We start from the raw sequence: 17,120 nt of genomic DNA on the forward strand, positions 1-17,120 counted from the left end.
CCTGAGAGGACAAATGCGGGACAAAAAAATGGCCGCGTTATGCGGCCACCAAAGGAAGATTACAGCGTGCCGGTGCCGCCATCGGAGCACCAGACCTGACCGGAGGAGTAGCTGCTCTCAGTTGAGGCCAGGGTAACGTAGAGCGGGGCGATCTCAACCGGCTGACCCGGACGGCCCAATGGTGAGTCGGCACCAAATTGCTTCACTTTCTCCATCGGCTGTCCGCCGCTGGACTGCAGCACGGTCCAGTAAGGGCCGGGTGCGACTGCATTGACCCGGATACCGTCGCCACCCAACTGCTTAGCCAGAGACTTGGTAAAGGCGACAATAGCCGCTTTGGTCTGCGCATAATCAAGCAGAATGTCGCTGGGTTTAAACGCCTGTACGGACGAAGTATTAATAATAGAAGCACCGCGTGGCAGATATTCCAGCGCCGCTTTGGTGATCCAGAACATTGCATAAACGTTGGTTTTAAACGTCGCGTCAAAATCTTCAGTACTCAATGTACGGATGGACTCATTAAACTGCTGACGACCGGCGTTATTAACCAGAATATCCAGTCCGCCTAATTTTTCGGCTGCTTCTTTAACCAGCTGCTGACAGAATTCTTCAGAACGAATGTCACCAGGAATAGCAAAAACTTTGCGGCCTTCCGCTTCAATGACTTTAATCACTTCATCGGCGTCGGGCTGTTCTTCGGGCAGGTAGTTGATCACCACATCTGCGCCTTCACGAGCATAAGCGATAGCCACCGCGCGGCCAATACCGGAGTCACCGCCAGTGATCAGCGCCTTGCGACCGGTCAGTCGGCCTGTGCCGCGGTAGCTGGTTTCACCGTGATCGGGAACCGGGATCATTTTGCTGGCCAGGCCCGGCGCCTGTTGTGGCTGGTCCTCAAAAGGAGGCTTAGGAAATTGATCCAGATCGAGCGTCTTGTTAGTGGGTGTAGCCATTGTATGCTCCTTGAACAGAGTTTTCTGAGACATTAAGCCTGGCACAAATGTGATATTTGTCACATCTGACTGCTGATTCATTGAGCAGGCAAAACCAGAGTGAATTAATAATGCAGATAAAGCGTAGACAGGAAATCGGCATTATGTGCCGTAGCGTCCGAATATTTTTCGGGGCAAGGAGCGGCTAATAAAAGCGAAGCGTAAAATCTGTTGTGAATTATTTCAGCACATAAATCATGTCGGCAGAAAATATAAAAGGGCGGTTAACCGCCGTAAATCACACCCTGCCAGATACCTCTACCGGATATAGCGTGGGTGCATTGATGCTGGCCTGAGTCGCCGCAGGTCGGGTCGTGGGGTACGACGAATCCTATCTGCACGCCTGGAATTGGCTGGCGGGTTACTGCCTGGTGAAAGAGACGGGCGGCTGGTACCACCCGTTTAACACCGAAGGCGCTCGCATCACCAGAGGTGCGCTGGTCCTGGCCGTGGCAATCGGAGCCGAAGCGGATCTGCGCCGCATTGCCGGGTTACAACGACCCTGTATCCGTGACCCTGTCACGCTGACTGCACTGCGGTCAGCGTGATTCCTTTGGCCTTAGCGTTTTGGTCAGATAATGACGTTGCATACCGGTTTGCGGAAAATCGGGCAGGGACATCTGCGGCTGATAACCCAGCTTCTGATAAAACGGCAGAGCCTGAAAGCTGAAGGTATCCACCAGCGCATAGAAACATCCCATCTTTCCCGCCTCCTGCTCTGCGGCTTCCAGCAGTGCGCTGCCCAGACCACTGGCACGTAATGTTTCGTCTACCCAGAGATAATCGATACAGAGCCAGTTTCCTTTGCGTGCGGCGATCAGTCCCCCGCGCAACGTTCCCTGTTCGTCTCTGTGAGAAACCGACAGCGGTCCCCAATTATCGCGGCTGATAAATTGCCGGTTGTAAGCTCCCAGTCCTGTCAGCAGTTCATCCCGATCGTCGTCGTTGACCTGATGGGTAAGGGTAAATGTGCTCATCCTCGTCCTCTTGAAAGCGTGGTTCCTGATTATCCCCCGCAGAGGATAATTGCATGGATATCCTTTATAGGGTATAAATTAATTATTATCCCCTTTGGGGGATAAACGTCAATTTATACCCTATCGGGGATAAATCGTCTGCGCTATGCTTACAGCCTGTGATGCAGAAGGAGTCACCCCATGATATATAGCCCGCTTCAGCTGGCAAACCGGCTAAAGCTTATCCGCCAGCGCAATGGCTGGACCCAAAGCGAGCTGGCGAAAAAGGTGGGCCTGAAACAGGCCACCATCTCTCACTTTGAAAATGCCCCTGACAGCACCTCGCTGGCAACGCTGTTTAAGCTGTTACAGTCGCTGGAACTGAGTCTGGAAGTCCTGGAGAAAGAGGAGGCCAGTGCGCCTCAGTTGCATGATGAGGATGCGTGGTAATGCAAAGGCTGATTGCGTGGATGAACGGCGAGCGGGTGGGCGTGCTCACCCGGCAGCGAAACGGCGCTCATGAGTTTCAGTATGATACCGGCTGGCTGAGTAATCCGCTCTCCAGGCCGCTGTCACTCTCTATGCCATTGCAGGTAAAGGCGATCACCTCACACGCTGTGATTAATTTCTTCGATAATCTGTTGCCAGATAGCCCGTTGATTCGTGACAGAATTGTGGCGCGTTACCAGATTAAATCCCGTCAGCCGTTTGATCTGTTGCAGGAAGTGGGACGTGACAGCGTCGGCGCGACTATGCTGTTGCCACCCGATATGCCGCTGCCCGCACTACAGGCCCGCTATGAGGTGCTGGATGAACCCCGGCTCGAAAGCGTGCTGTCGGCCTATCAGTCAGATATCCCGCTGGGGATGCTGCGGGAAGAGACCGATTTCCGTATCTCGGTCGCGGGGGCGCAGGAGAAAACCGCGCTGCTGCTGACCGAATCGGGCTGGAGTATTCCCGCCGGAGCAACGCCCACCTCACATATCATTAAGCTGCCGATTGGCGAGATTAAACAGCCGGCCGCGACGCTGGATATGCGAGAAAGCGTGGAGAATGAGTATCTCTGTCTGGCGCTGGCCCGCGCATTGGGTATCGACGTGCCGCAGGCAACGATTATCCGTGCCGGACAGATGCGCGCCCTGGCCGTAGAACGTTTTGACCGCCGCTGGTCACGCGATAAAACCCGGCTGATTCGCCTGCCGCAGGAGGATTTCTGTCAGGTGCTGGGGCTGCCCTCGTCAACCAAATATGAGTCGGATGGCGGGCCGGGCATTGCGGAGATCATGCAGATACTGATGGGATCGAGCAACGCCATCGAAGATCGCTACCGCTTTATGATGTTCCAGGTGTTTCAGTGGCTGATTGGCGCAACCGACGGTCACGCCAAGAACTTCTCACTGTTTATTGAGCGCGGCGGCAGTTATCGACTGACTCCCTTTTATGATGTGATCTCCGCTTACCCGGTACTGGGCGGCACCGGTCTGAACAAACGCGCGTTGAAACTGGCGATGGGGCTGCGCGCCACTAAGGGGAAGAAGACCGAGATCGACAAAATCTTCCCGCGCCACTTTATCGCCACGGCAAAAAGCGTCAATTTTGATCCTGACAGCCTGCAGCAGATCTTCGACGTCTTTATCCGGGCGTTTCCTCAGGCTGTGGTCTCGGTGCGCGATGCGCTACCGGCCGACTTTCCGCAGCACATCGCCGACGCCATTTTCAGCCATTCACTGATTATGCTGGAGCGGTTGCGCCATAAAGAGTAAGGGCGGTGATGAGCGGGCAATATCCTGAAAACGACACAATAGGCGTGACTCCACTGTATAGCTAAAACCTCGTCAGCTATGCTTATTTGACAGGCTTAACAAGGGAGTAAGGGTATGAAGTGTCCGGGATGTGAAGGAGAGGCGTTTGTTTATGCCACGCGAGACGTCAGTCTTAATACGGGAAATCCGGATGACGTGGTGGCAGATGTGAAGGGCGATCACTGTATCCGCTGTGGTGCGGTGATCATGAATGCCGGAACGGCGGCGTTGTATCCTGAAAAGGCTGAAGCGCTGGAGAATGCAGGCGTGCCCATCAAATGACATAGTGAGCCCGCACATCGCGGGCTTTTCTTTTTACACTCACGTTTATTCACTCACCGTTTTATTAAGTCTTTAAAACGGGCCTGATTATCCTCCAGCCAGGAAGTTAGGCGCACAACTCAATGCAGAAGGGCAGCCAAACACGGTGGTGACGATTGCCGCGACGGGTGAACGTTTTGCCCACGCCCGGCTCTATCCTTCTGATAAACGGATTGCGATGGGCGACAAGCTCTCTCTTACCACCGGCTATAAAGGAGGGCTGACCAGCCGATCCGCTTACGTAGTCAGAGAAGCTTCTGAGTTACAGTGTAACGTTGTGGATTGGCTGACCCGTCTGGCGATCCCCTATTATCACGCGGTAGTAAGCTGGCTGGAGCAATTGCGGATCGGGATCACCGGCGGCGAACTCTATTCACTTATCGAAACGGTACTGCCCAAAACGCAATATGGCTGGCATCTTAATCCAGGGCATCTGGTCGCAGACGAAGAGTGGCTAAGCTCGCCTATCTATCCCGATTCAGCGGTGAGTCTGAAAAGCGGTATGCTGCTGCAGATCGATATCATCCCGTCATTGCCAGGTTATGGTGGCTGCAGTATCGAGGATACGGTCGGGCTAGCCGACGCAGCATTGCGTGATGAACTGGCGCGTTGTTTTCCTGATGTCTGGCAGCGTATGACTCAACGCAAAGCGTACCTGACAGAGGTGCTGAAGATCCGATTACCAGAAGAGGTGATTCTGCTCTCAAACACGGTAGGGTATTTGCGCCCTTTCTTACTGGATAAGCGCCGTGCGCTGGTGCGCCAGTAGGGTCTTAACCGGCCGCATCAGGCCGGTAATAATTTGTAAAATTTAACTGAGAGTAAAAGGCAGACGCATCTGTCAGGATACGCGCCTCAGAAAGTTCCTGGTTGCTATCATTTGATGAAATGGTTTACCAAAAACGCGGTTTTGTTTGCCTGCAAAACTTCCCTTGCCGCGTTTATCGCACTCTCTGTGGCGCTCATTCTTAACTTTGAGAAACCGGCCTGGGCGCTGACCACCGTGTTCGTTACCTCACAACTCTATGCTGCATCGACTGTCTCGAAATCGCTATTTCGTCTGGTAGGCACGCTGCTGGGTGGCATCTTTATTCTGCTGATCTACCCTGAAACGGTGCAGTCACCCGTGCTGTTCAGCCTGTGCGTGTCGCTGTGGGTGACGGTTTGCCTCTGGCTCTCTCTGCATGACCGCACGCCAAAGAGCTATATCTTTATGCTGGCCGGTTACAGTGCGGCGATTATGGGCTTCCCCGACGTGGAGTCACCGTCGGCGATTATTAACACGGTGATTTCGCGTATTGAAGAGATCACACTGGGCATCCTCTGCAGCACACTGGTTCACCGACTGGTGTTTCCGGTGCCGATGCACCATCTGCTGGAGCAGAGCGTTAATCTCTGGTTTCAGAACGCGCGCAAATTATGTGATGAACTGATCAGCGGTATGGCAAAGAACAAATCGCTGGAGCGGGAAGATATCCTGATTCAGATGGCAGGTTATCCACTGAATGTTGAAACGCTGTTAACTCACTGCGTCTATGAAGGCGAGGCAGCGCGAAATGTCATCCGTCTGGTCAGCGTGCAGTATCAGCATCTGAGCTATCTGCTGCCGACTCTGACCGCGATTGAGTCACGGCTTGGGGTACTGGCCGAGCTGAATATTCGTTTTCCGCCGTGCGTCACCGACGTGTTTCAGCAGTTTCTGTTGTGGCTGCATCATGATCGAATTAAGGATATTGCCGGGCTGCGTGAAGCGATTGCTGCCAGTCAGACCACCCTGGAACGTGAGTGGCAGTCAGGGTTGCTGGCAACCGAAGAGAGCCTGCTATTGATTGGCCTGATGGAGCGGCTGGCTAACGTTGTGCGCATTGCGGATGCCTATGAGAATGTCAGTGCGCGCGCAGGGGATCTCTATAGCCACGGCGATGGGGCGGCAATCCGCAATATCCGGGAACATCGGCATATCGACAAAGGTCTGCTAAGGTTGTCTGCGCTGACGGCTTTTCTGGCGACGTTTCTCTCCAGCCTGTTCTGGATTGGTAGCGGCTGGGCTGATGGAGCAAATGCGCCTTTAATGGCGGCGATCATTAGCTCATTTTTTGCCGGTGTCGATTCCCCGGTGACGCCGATGAAACTGTTCGTGAAAGGGGTGATGGTTGCGCTGGTCGTCAGCCTGTTTTATATCGCTTTCCTAATCCCACAGGCTAATACCTTACAGGCGCTGATGATCTGTCTGCTACCGGGTCTGATGCTGCTGAGTCTGGTGATTGCCAATCCGGCGACCAATATGGTGGGACTCAGTGTAGCCATTCAAATCCCCGGTTTTATCGGCTTAAGCCATCACTATGTCCCGAATCTGATTGTTACACTGAATGCGGCAATCTCCTCGATGGTGGGGATTATGTTTGCGGTGGTGCTGACGGCGCTGATCCGCAATAAACGACCGTCATGGATTGCCCGAAGAGCGGTGCAACGGGGGCTGCGCGATCTATTAGGATTTATCAAAATGGTGGAGCGCAATTCCGCCACGCTGCTGTCACGCCAGCAATTTATTGCGCGGATGCTCGACAGGGTGAATATCATTCTGCCGCGTAAACGGCTCGATCCGGTGCCGGATATCGTGGTGGGCGGGTATCTGATTACGGAAACCTGGCTGGGTGCCAACTGTTATGACTTTTACGCGCGTTATCATGAGGTGCTGGAGAGTCATCAGATCGATAGCGGTCAGATGTTTCACGAGCTTGCGCTCTATCTGAAGCGCAAGATGAAGTCGCTGCAGTCAGTGCCACATCAGGACTTGCTGGATGAGTTGGACTTGTTACTGCTGGGGCTGGAGCCACTTGCCCGACAGGAGAGTGCAGTGGTCGCGCCCTTAATCCATCTGTTTAATATTCGGGTGTCACTGTTTCCGCATCAGCGCTGGCCGGAGTAAAGCGGCGGGTGGCTTAAAGAAAAAGATCGCCCATAAGAGGAGATAAAACGTGATTTAGTTACATCATACATTTTATTTTCAATTAATTAATGGTCAGGCACCGTGCCTGTATATCAATTCTGATAAGAAAAAAGATAACTGCACGGAAAAGGCCGGACAGGTGCAGAACAGAGATGACATAAAGGACATAGTGCCGATTTAAAATCAGAGTGATGGATACATATTTGTTGCCCGCCATGCTCAGGTGAAATCGTTTATAGATGCAGGTCATACGCCGCACCTGAAGCCAGCAAGAAGAGCAGGGGACGCATATCTCAGTGCAGGCAGAGAGGAGGGTTCAGCTTTTTGCCGGCGACTGAAGCTGATAAATCCACGCACCGAGCTGCTGATTATCTTCAGTAAAAACCTGAACCTCGACGCGATCATAGCCATCTTCAAACGCATCCAGCATCGGCCAGTGGGCATCCAGCTGGTCTGAAACAAACAGATAACCCGGCACATTGGGACCTTGCTCATCCAGAACGATGCCTGGAAAATCGGTCGCTGCGCCCCAGCCACGCTCATAGAAGGTGCCGTTCACCGAACCGGCCAGCCATTCTCCGCCAATGTTTTCCAGAATATGGGCATTCTCGCGGCCCGGACAGAGCGTGCCATATACAAATAAGCGTTTCATTTTCTCTCATCCAGAAAACTGTCGAAGCCAGCAACTTTAACGTGCCTGAAACGCCTTGTCTTGCAGAACTGCGACGTTATCGATGGCTTCAGCCAGCTTACGGGTCAAATTCTGTGGAAAGTGGCCACACCTATTGCGCAGCACATTCACGTAGGGACGCCTGAAGACTGGCGTAAAAGGGCGCTTTAGTGTGATCTGCACCTGTTCGTTTGCGCTTTACGGTCAGATTACTGAAAGGTGGTGGTGTAATTAACCGGAATGCCCTGGTCATTGATCACCGCATAATTCACAGAATCTCCGGATTTCAGCGTGGTGCGACTCTCAATCTGCAGATCAGAGTATGGGGCGAGAATAATATCTTTTATCGATTGCTGACCTTTGGGATTCACCGTCATGCTCATGAACCAGGGAGTAGGGTTGGTTAGCGTGATTTTATCTCCCCTGGCTGCGAAACGGAGCTTTTCCGGATCCGTAGTCTGCGGGGCGTTAAGTCCCGCAGGCCGGATAAAGATTTTCATCCGGATCCTCAGTGGTAACACTACCTTACGCGCAGCCGCGTTTAGCTCTTTTTTCAGCGCCGGTATCTGGTAAATATTTAACCAGTAAAGGCTCTCTTTGTCCGCGGGCAGCGCCTGCCGTGAGGTAAGCATCAGACGCAGTGAACGCATTTCACCCGGATACATTTTGACAACCGGCGGTATGACAATAACGGGCGTGATACTGGCATCGGGAGAAAGGGTCAGGTCACCATCGTCTGTCCAAAGTTGCAAAAAAGTTTCGTTTTGGCCGCTATTAATAACATTAATCGACTGGGTCAGATCTGACTGATTAAAAACAACCCGCGTTTTATCCACATTCACCACCGCCCACACGCTGAATGAGAGCAGGACGCCAGATAACACGAAGATGTTACTGAAAACTGACCACAACCTGTAACTGCGCATTGACTGTTCCTGCTGTAATAGTTTGCCCGCTGAGCGCTTCAAGAGAAGCAGTGAAATCGCCACTGTAAATATCAGCGCCTCCTGAGGAGATTTGCGACGTTAAATCTTTGTAGGCATACCAGCCACGGCTGTTGCCCGTGCCTGTCGATGTTCTGTCAGGGAGTAAATTGAGCGCCATATTATGGCTGTCATAAATCTTTATACCGACGCCGGAGGCGGCAGGGCTGCTGCCATAGTGGGTATCCAGCAGCCAGGTTAACCCGCCGCCAGCGGTGGTTAGCCCAAGATTCCTTGCCTGCGTCACCGCATTTGACTGATTAACCAGAAAGCCCATGGCAACATTTGCTGACGTGGTTGTAGAGGTAGTGGTGCTGGAGATTGCGCCGGCCTCACACTGGATAGTGATATTAAAAGGAGCCTGACTTTTCCCACCCTCGGCAAGGGTATTGACGCTGACGGTGGGCAACAGCACCACCGAAGGGTAATCCTGGACTTCGCACAGCGCGCCACGCACATAGGTGACATTGGAATAAGTGCTCCAGGCCGCGGGCCAGTTACGGTAAAAACCATACCAGTTAGAGAGGCTGTCCTGGCCCACCTTGAGATTATTGGTATCCAGCCCTGGCCCTTTAAAAGCAAGATATCCGCGAGGTTGTGTCCAGATATCTACATAGCGATTGCTGTTGCTAGCGTAATAGCGGGTAGAGTCTATTTTAAACATTTCATATAACACATTGCTAAATGCACTGGCCGGAATATAGATATAAGTGCCATCGGAATACCAGTCATTGGCCGTGAGTTGTCGGGCTTTCCAGTATCGGCTGTAATATTCGCCAGTTGTCAGATTGGTCAACCTTACGGCGACATTGGCGGCCACATCGTAATAAGCGCCATCTACTTCAGACGTAATATATTGCCCGGCATAGGGACTGTCGCCATTGGTAGCGTACATTTCATACAAACTGTCTGCATCTGCCACGGCGCAGCGGTAAAGAATCTGGTTAGCCGAGTAGGAAACATTGCTTGCGGATGTCAGAAAGCTACCCACAGAACTGGCCAGCAGGGTGCCGGAGGGCTGAAAGGTCTTCCCGGTATTGATACTGATTACTGAAGGCAGGCCCACATTACCTGAGCAGGTATCACAGGCACCCGTCCAGTTGGCGGCGGTATAACCTGCCGCAATCGCGCTCTGAGAAAGAGAGGAGGTGGCGGTGACGACGCTGCAATTGGCCCAGGCGGTTGTATTAAGCAGCAATAAAAAAAAAGACAGCCGTAATTTTTTGATTCTCACACTATTAACCCTTGCGGCAGATGGCATCCAGGCGAACAATATTTTCATTCACCCGACCGGTTATTTGATAATTAACAAAGCAGGTTTTATTGCCTTTATATTGCCAGTTGACTTTTAAGGTACCAGAGTCATGCGGAACCCGTGCATATAACTGGCCACCCTGGCCGACAATGCCTATTACGGTATTATCAGCATCACGAACTTCAGTACCCATTGGCGGAATATTATCATCTTCATTCTTCAGCGCGATCAACACCGCCTTACCTTGTAAGGTGGCGAAATGAATACGCGTAACAGAGCCAGCATAGGGCACAACGCGCTGACTGCCGCCGCTTAATTCAGCATCAGCATTCATATAACGTGTATCCAGGCTGACGGTATTAGCCTGATAAGGGGTCAGTGAGGGCAGAATGGCATAGCCGGACGGATTAATAACGGCACCTTGTCCATTGCGCACACTGGCTCCCTGAGCGCCTTCTGCATGGACAAGTGCAAAGGTGTCGCTGGTATAAGGTCCGGCAGTGATGCCGCCAGGATGGATTAGCACCGTACCAGAAAGCCCTAATCCTGCCTGGCGATAATTATCACCCTGGCCATAATTAGCACGGACCCCGCCCATGCGCGTATTCTGCTGAACATTTCCGCCGAACGAGGCACGGTAACTGCCGCTATTTTGCGTCTGTTCGGCTCCCCCATACAGAGACCAGGAGAGCCGGTTATTTTCGCCCGACGAACCGGTCAGGGAGAGAGTAGAATTACGTGTTTCTTTAGACTGGTTGTAGTTATAGGCCACTGACGCCGCGTTATTACCCCAGTTCAGCGGAACCGAGACATTCAAAGCAACGGTATTTTCGGTGTACTTTTCCCGCCTGGTGTTATCACTGTCGTCCAGACTCACACCGAAACGATCATAATTCCAGGTTGTGCGCTGTCGGCCAACGTTGAGACTGTAACTGATGTTTTTCCAGCTATTGTTATAACCAAGCTGAAGCTGAGTAATACGTGACCGGTTATTGTAGAAATCCGCTGTGCTGGCGCTCAGGCTAATTAAGCCATAATCCTCCATCGACTGACTCAGGGTCACAGAAAAATTATTGCGCTGATGCAATGTATCCGAATAGTAATTGATGCCATTATCCTGCTGGCGCCGGACACCCAGCACATCCTGCAGGTCGCGATAACCGCTGGTTGAATAACGATAGGCAGCCAGCACAAGGTTGGTTCCGGTCGCAAAGGTTTTGCTATAGCTCAACTCGGCGCGCCATCCCCTGGCATTTCTGTTTTGATCGACCCTGGCATCGGAAAAGGTGGTGTTCAATCCTACCGCACCCGCCTGAGAGGTCCAGACACCGCCAAGCAGCCAGGCCTGATAGTCCTCTGCCAGCCGCGATCCCGCTGTAGCAGTCACTCGGTTACTAATACCACGCTGCAAAAGCCCTTCGAAGAAAGTGTTATTAACGGAGTAATACTGCCGCACCCGACCTAACGCAACAGAGTAATGCCAGTTTCCCGGTCTGACCGAGTCAGGAACAGAAGCATAGGGAACGGTAAACGATGACGTTTTTCCATTCGCTTCAACGATCTCAACATCCAGATCGCCCTGGCTGCGGGTATTGTACAAATCATTAATAACATAGGGGCCAGGCGCGACATTCGTTTCATAAATAACGCGATTCAGCTGCCTGACAATAACCCTGGCACTCGATGAAGCGACGCCGCGAATTTCTGGCGCATACCCACGTCGGCTCTGCGGACGCATCCTTTCATCGGTGGTGAGTTTGATACCGTTATACGCGAGACTCCCAAACTGGGAGCTTTCCGTATAACTGTCGCCTAAGGTCAGCTGGCTATTCAGCGATTCAACAGGGCGCTGAAGCCAGGTTCTGACCGTCATATACCGAACGTCACTGCCGGTGACATTGTTGTCAATAAACCGCAAATTGCCCTGATGCCGCAGTTGCCATTTATCAATATTGGTACCAGCCGTCATACCACTCCAGAGATACTGGTATTGGTAACCGGATGCGGTATTCTTCGTCCAGTTGTAATTGGTGTTATGCCGGATGAAGAGAGCCATTATCCCCGGGTCCCATTCAGCAACGGGGATATTTCCGCGTGGCAAATGAATTAATTCTGCATCCGGAATAGTTAATTGCAGCCGCAGTGAAGCCTGATCGAATTGCCAGCGTGCCGATGACGACCAGTGACCTAAAGGCTGACAGCCATCGCTGGCTGTGGATTTTTTTAGCGACTTAAGATGCAATGATTCAGCCACCGCTGGGGAAAGACAGGGTTCTATCGGCCGACTTTTCTCTTCTGGCAAAAAGGTGAGGGTGACGCCACTTTTAACCAGCTTATTGTTGACATAGATATCGACATAATAGTTGCCGGGTGCGATATTTTGCTGATTAAACTGATCGATATTCTGACCAAAAGTGGAACCTTTAAACAGCGAAGGATCAAAATAGTACTCCTCCGCGAATCCATACGTTGAAAGAGTGAATGATGCACAGAGAGGTAAAAAAAAGAGGTGAATATTACCTGGCTGCAATCGGATAGTTTTCACTGACTTTTGCCCCCTGGTCATTCATCGCTGAAAGAGAAACTGTACTGTTAACGGATAAAGGTTGAATAGCGGCTTTGCATCTGACTGTTTTTATCGAAAAGGGCGCAATCATATCTGCATCACAGGCTATTTGTTTTCCTGCTGTTTTTATTGCAACGTCAGTAAGTGAGAGGTACCTGGGCTGAGTGTTGTTGATCTCAATTCCCTCTTTTTTCATCGTTATCTTTATCCCGTCGAAAATATTATCTGGCTGACTAATCCCTTTTGGCCGATAAAATATTTTCATCCGGTTACGCAACATTAAAACCATACTGTTACGGCCTGACTCATCCTGAATATTGGCAGGTGGAATTTGCAGAGAGTTAAACCAAAAAACTGTCTCACGATCCTGTGGTAATGCGGTCTCAGGCATGAACCTGATTCGTAAAACCTGGCCAGTGAGAGGCTGAATCCGAAACAGCGGTGGCGTGACAATAAAAGGCGCGTCGCTATCTTCGCCCGGTTGCGAATCCATATTGCCGTTATCAAACCAGGTCTGAATGACGTAGGGGATTTTATCGTTGTTTTTTAACTGGACATCGACGGAGACCGCGTTACCCGGATAAATTATACGGCTACCAAGAATAGTGACGCTCGCCTGGACTTTATCCGAAATAAGCATCATCAAAAAAATCATTATTACAAATTTTAATGGGAAAAACATAATGCGCGAAGTCATATCGGATATCTCAAGCGTGGCGTGCGTATCCGGATGGCCAGATACGCACGGAAAAGATTACTGGTAAGTCACGGCATATTGCAGTGATGCGGTTACCGTACCCGCAGTAGGTGTGCCTGCTGCGTAATAACGGGCAGAGTAGGTGGCAGAGCCTGAGGTTTCACCCGCCTGAAGGGTCATATCGCCGCTGCCGGTGTAACCACTGGTCAGATCGATGACCGCATCTTTCGGGTCGAGGATTTGTACTTCCACATTATTTGCTGTGCCGGTGTTCGATAAGTTACCGGCGGCACTGACGTTATTCCCCACAAATACCGTAGAGATTTTCGTGGTCTTAGTGCTGTCACCGGTACAGCCACTCACGCCCACGGTGAAGGTGGTATCACCCGCAGTCGCACCAGACGTTGCAAGGTCCGACGTACTCACCGTTGGCAACAGAACGACAGGAGAAGCATTATTACCGTTTACCGACACTGAACAGGTCTCAGAGGTCACTTCACCCTGAAAATTGATGGTGTTATCTGAGGCTGCAAATACGCTGCCTGACCCCAGCGCAAAACTGATTAAAACAGCAAGATTGAGCGATCGGGTTTTCATCTTCATTTAATACTCCTTTATCTTCTTTATGCGGAAAACAACTGATTGAGGCTGATGCCCATTTTCCGGCGAATAGCATCTTTGATGTTATAAACGCGCTTTTTTTCAACACCCATCTCTCTGGCTATAATTGTCAGTGAAAGCCCATTCATCGCCAGATCAAGGAACTGAACTTCATCCTGTTTGAGTGGATTAACTCTTTTACTGTTTTCAGCTTTCAGGCCAAAATAGCAGCCATTAATTTGTCTGCTTGTCTCTTCCAGAGACTGGTCTGCACAAATCACGGTTTGTATGCGGATATCCTCTTTTTGCCAGTACGTCGCAAGCGGTTCCATAAAGCGATCGCTGACGATAACCAGCATCAATCCAGTATTTTTTAAATATTCAATCCAGTTGCTGTTGGTAAAATACCTGACATTCCCCCGGGAGAAGTCAACGAAAATGCATCCTCTGCAAAAGATACTTTCATATTTTCCAGCCACCATACTAAGCAGGGATGAGGAGAAAAAATGATTCCCTCCAGGCCAGGTGGTGATTTTTTGCAATGGACATCGGTTATAAATGTCTGATGCGCGATGGGTGAGATCACAGCCATATTTGCAGGTGGCGCAGCGAATTTCCTCTCTGGTTATCTTTTTCATCATATTTAATGTCGTTGCGAGAGTTGTGGTTATTTTATCGATAAAAAACCGCGCATTTCAAGGCGATGAAAATTATCTGCTATTTACTGCATTCAGATTTTTCTTAAGTGGTGTCCTCCATGTCTGAGAGTAGGATTGGTTGAAAATTCGGGACACAAAAGGATGCCAATCCATCAGCGACGCTGAGAGACCAGGAGTTTTTTACGTCCGTTAGGAATATTTCGCAAATAAGGCTACTTTGATCAATAAAAATTCCGCACTCAAAGCTAAATATGCGTTAATTTTAATCAGTGCCCATTTTTGTATATTTCAACCTACGAACTGGTGTGGGTGAATAAATGCTAACTGCGTTTTTTTTGCGCTTACTCCTTATTTCATCACGATGAAATTACCATTAAATCTGAGAAATAAAAAAAGGGGGATATTTAAGGCTAACAATCTCTTTTGGTTAAGAAAAATCCTAGTAACAAATATGTTAATTGACGCGCATGTTATAAATATTGATCTAAATCAGTTATTTAGCGAACGGAAACATAACTGTTTTTTACTATGTCATTAAAGTAAAAGAGATCTATAGTTATTTTCTAAAGGGGGATCAATTATTCAGGTTTTGTATAAAAAAATGATTTTTACTGCGTGAAGATTTACGTTTCTATTTTCTGATACATCGAAATTAAACGTGAAAATCTTGATTAGGGGTCAGGGTTCCAGGCTTGAGCATTATTGCGCCACGGTAATAACGCGCAGTGCGAGTATCGAGCATGGATTGGGCTGACCAAACAGTGGAAAGTTGACACTGGTTTTCTTCATCATTGCGGGACTTACTGGACAGGTAACGGAGTGAACAAAAAGTAGTTAGCTGTGGGTGCGCTTACGGCGATAGTGTTGTTAGGGGTGCAGACATCAAAATAACAAGAGAAAGAGAGTATGCGGAGACGCTTCTGCAGCATTTCTATGACAGCCAAACCCTGGTGACGGCGGTAATTTTTGCGTAGCGGCGTCATTGTCTGAGTGCAAAATGCATTTGATTAGGTGAAATCGGTAAACGGTCAGAGTGCGCAAAGCCTCTTACCGGTTGCAGAAGGTTAAACCGTCGTCAGGCTGCAAATCTCTGGCAGCAAATTTGTTGGTGAAGATAGCGCGTGACATCGCTGAAGAACATCTCCAGCGGAGAAAGCCAGTCTGAAGAGCGCAGCATGACATTCAGTCGCGGGTTGGAATACGCGGCACGAAAAGGGTCAGGAAGATGTCGTGATCGCATTTGACAGAGTTTGCTGCAATGTGGGAAACCGGCATAATCAACAGCAAATGGAGAACCGACCTGATGATAGACCGTCAGAATCCCGGGCAGCACGAATATGCGCATAATGTATATTATGTTAAATTGAATGTCTGATTGGCCATTTCCTTCTTGCTCTCTTGTTCCCTGCCATGCTGTTAATCTTATTCATCCTGAATCGCTCTTGCTGCTGGCAGCGTGTTAAACCGTCTTCGTGTCTTGCCTCTTGCCTGCAAACCTCCGTTATCAATTTACAATTGATAGGCTTGAACGCATCCACTACATGATGATCCTCGCAGCCGATAAATAACCTCCCCGCGGCTGAATGTCGCGGAGGTTGTAAACTCAGGACGTCATCGCGTTTTTTCGAGTCCAGAACAACACCAGAACCCGCTGTGACGATTGCCGCGGCCATACTAAGAACGCGTCTCCACCCGCGTGCAGTGCATTCACTCTCTGCGCACTGATTTGCCTCTGGCTGTGGCGGATATCATGCATGACGTAGTGGGTAACGGGGTTACGCCATTACGCCATATCAAGGCGGTTAAGAGTCGTTACCGCTCTGCCAGCCCTTCACGACATGAGTGAGAGCCGGCCTGGCATGAAACCTTTATTTACTGACAAGCAATTGCGGCTCAGAAGCCAGGTTAATGTCTGCAGTGAAACTGCATGATGTAACTAAGTCCGCAGCATCTCTCTTCTCAGAAATTTCACATTTCCTGCGAGTCAATATCTCTTTGGCCTCAGGCCCTTTATTCTTTCTGCACTGTCACTCGACCCCAAACAGTCAATAAAGGAAACATTGATGAAAACTTCATATGCTTTGATAGCAACATTACTGATGACTGCAGGCACGTCAGCTTTCGCAGCCCAGTCTGCTGTTGTCAAAAACCCACTAAGCGTACACGTTCTTAACCTGCAAACTGGCCAGCCAACGGCAGGCATTGAAGTTGAACTGGATCAAAAGCAGCAGGATAACTGGGTGAAACTGGCGTCTGGCGTCACTGATAACAATGGTCGAATCAGCGCCCTGTTCCCGCAGGAGAAAGCGGCCAGCACCGGCAGCTACCGCGTGGTGTTCAAAACCGGTGACTTCTATAAAAAGGAAAACCAGAAAACCTTCTTCCCCGAGATCCCGGTTGAGTTCAACATGGACGCTAACGGTGAGCACTACCATATCCCATTGCTGCTGAGCCCGTTTGGTTACTCAACTTATCGCGGCAACTGATCTGGTCCGCCTGATCCGGCGCTTAGGTGCCGGATTTCCCCCTCTCCCGCAGCGTGCGCCGGAAAACATTCCACCAGCCCGTCAATAAGCATCCGTCACCGTTACGTCACATGTCGGTTTTGCGGATGGACCTGATGGGTACACGATCCCACTGCAGTCATTATCATTACCCATTCCCTGGAT

At 50.3% G+C, this 17,120-nt stretch carries 14 protein-coding genes and 2 pseudogenes; 7 read left to right on the plus strand and 9 right to left on the minus strand.

Features of this window, described 5'->3' with window-relative positions; genetic code table 11:
• Positions 1 to 59 precede the first annotated feature (59 nt).
• Positions 60 to 953: an SDR family oxidoreductase gene (locus WFO64_RS17520; protein ID WP_337013335.1), complete on the minus strand. Its 894-nt coding sequence runs from the start codon at positions 951 to 953 to the stop codon at positions 60 to 62.
• Positions 954 to 1,267: 314 nt separating this feature from the next.
• Between WFO64_RS17520 and WFO64_RS17525 the strand changes: the two are divergent.
• Positions 1,268 to 1,540: pseudogene (locus tag WFO64_RS17525) on the plus strand (hypothetical protein); the annotation flags it as partial.
• Here the strand turns inward: WFO64_RS17525 and WFO64_RS17530 are convergent.
• The gene (locus WFO64_RS17530) at positions 1,532 to 1,969 is read right to left on the minus strand and encodes a GNAT family N-acetyltransferase (protein WP_337013336.1); all 438 of its coding nucleotides are present in this window, start codon (positions 1,967 to 1,969) and stop codon (positions 1,532 to 1,534) included. The pseudogene WFO64_RS17525 and the gene WFO64_RS17530 overlap by 9 nt on opposite strands.
• Positions 1,970 to 2,149: 180 nt before the next feature.
• Here WFO64_RS17530 and hipB point away from each other — a divergent pair, with 180 nt between their 5' ends.
• The 5 genes and pseudogenes from hipB to WFO64_RS17555 all read left to right on the plus strand — a co-directional run bounded on the left by hipB (position 2,150) and on the right by WFO64_RS17555 (position 7,000).
• The gene (gene hipB, locus WFO64_RS17535) at positions 2,150 to 2,398 is read left to right on the plus strand and encodes a type II toxin-antitoxin system antitoxin HipB (protein WP_337013337.1); all 249 of its coding nucleotides are present in this window, start codon (positions 2,150 to 2,152) and stop codon (positions 2,396 to 2,398) included.
• Positions 2,398 to 3,711 carry a type II toxin-antitoxin system HipA family toxin gene (locus WFO64_RS17540; RefSeq protein ID WP_337013338.1) on the plus strand — a complete coding sequence of 438 codons (1,314 nt, stop codon included), beginning with the start codon at positions 2,398 to 2,400 and terminating at the stop codon, positions 3,709 to 3,711. Before hipB ends, WFO64_RS17540 begins: the two co-directional genes overlap by 1 nt.
• 114 nt (positions 3,712 to 3,825) lie before the next feature.
• Positions 3,826 to 4,032, plus strand: coding sequence for a type II toxin-antitoxin system MqsA family antitoxin (locus tag WFO64_RS17545; protein WP_337013339.1), 207 nt, complete (start codon positions 3,826 to 3,828; stop codon positions 4,030 to 4,032).
• A 100-nt stretch (positions 4,033 to 4,132) separates the two neighbouring features.
• Positions 4,133 to 4,840: pseudogene (locus WFO64_RS17550) on the plus strand (M24 family metallopeptidase); the annotation flags it as partial.
• A 114-nt stretch (positions 4,841 to 4,954) separates the two neighbouring features.
• Positions 4,955 to 7,000: an FUSC family protein gene (locus WFO64_RS17555; RefSeq protein ID WP_337013340.1), complete on the plus strand. Its 2,046-nt coding sequence runs from the start codon at positions 4,955 to 4,957 to the stop codon at positions 6,998 to 7,000.
• Between the two features lie 337 nt (positions 7,001 to 7,337).
• Here the strand turns inward: WFO64_RS17555 and WFO64_RS17560 are convergent, their stop codons facing one another.
• The 7 genes from WFO64_RS17560 to WFO64_RS17590 form a co-directional block, all read right to left on the minus strand.
• Entirely contained in the window at positions 7,338 to 7,673 is a 336-nt protein-coding gene (locus WFO64_RS17560) for a gamma-glutamylcyclotransferase family protein (RefSeq protein WP_337013341.1), read from the minus strand.
• A gap of 227 nt (positions 7,674 to 7,900) precedes the next feature.
• Positions 7,901 to 8,617 carry a fimbrial assembly chaperone gene (locus WFO64_RS17565; protein WP_337013342.1) on the minus strand — a complete coding sequence of 239 codons (717 nt, stop codon included), beginning with the start codon at positions 8,615 to 8,617 and terminating at the stop codon, positions 7,901 to 7,903.
• Positions 8,583 to 9,908, minus strand: a complete 1,326-nt coding sequence (gene stbD, locus WFO64_RS17570; RefSeq protein WP_337013343.1) for a fimbrial usher protein StbD — start codon at positions 9,906 to 9,908, stop codon at positions 8,583 to 8,585. The genes WFO64_RS17565 and stbD overlap by 35 nt, the downstream gene beginning before the upstream one ends.
• 4 nt (positions 9,909 to 9,912) lie before the next feature.
• A complete protein-coding gene (locus WFO64_RS17575) occupies positions 9,913 to 12,495 on the minus strand; it encodes a fimbrial outer membrane usher protein (protein WP_442956160.1) in 2,583 nt (860 codons plus the stop codon).
• Positions 12,446 to 13,192, minus strand: a complete 747-nt coding sequence (locus WFO64_RS17580) for a fimbria/pilus periplasmic chaperone (protein WP_337013345.1) — start codon at positions 13,190 to 13,192, stop codon at positions 12,446 to 12,448. Before WFO64_RS17580 ends, WFO64_RS17575 begins: the two co-directional genes overlap by 50 nt.
• A gap of 57 nt (positions 13,193 to 13,249) precedes the next feature.
• Positions 13,250 to 13,795, minus strand: coding sequence for a fimbrial protein (locus tag WFO64_RS17585; protein ID WP_337013346.1), 546 nt, complete (start codon positions 13,793 to 13,795; stop codon positions 13,250 to 13,252).
• 20 nt (positions 13,796 to 13,815) lie between these two features.
• Positions 13,816 to 14,433 carry a LuxR family transcriptional regulator gene (locus WFO64_RS17590; RefSeq protein WP_337013347.1) on the minus strand — a complete coding sequence of 206 codons (618 nt, stop codon included), beginning with the start codon at positions 14,431 to 14,433 and terminating at the stop codon, positions 13,816 to 13,818.
• 2,081 nt (positions 14,434 to 16,514) lie between these two features.
• On the opposite strand from WFO64_RS17590, the gene uraH reads away from it, so the two are divergent.
• On the plus strand, positions 16,515 to 16,937 hold the full coding sequence (uraH, locus tag WFO64_RS17595) for a hydroxyisourate hydrolase (protein WP_337013348.1): 423 nt from the start codon (positions 16,515 to 16,517) through the stop codon (positions 16,935 to 16,937).
• Positions 16,938 to 17,120 lie beyond the last annotated feature (183 nt).

The sequence above is a fragment of the Pantoea sp. AS142 genome (assembly GCF_037152305.1).
Classification (GTDB): Bacteria; Pseudomonadota; Gammaproteobacteria; order Enterobacterales; family Enterobacteriaceae; genus Pantoea.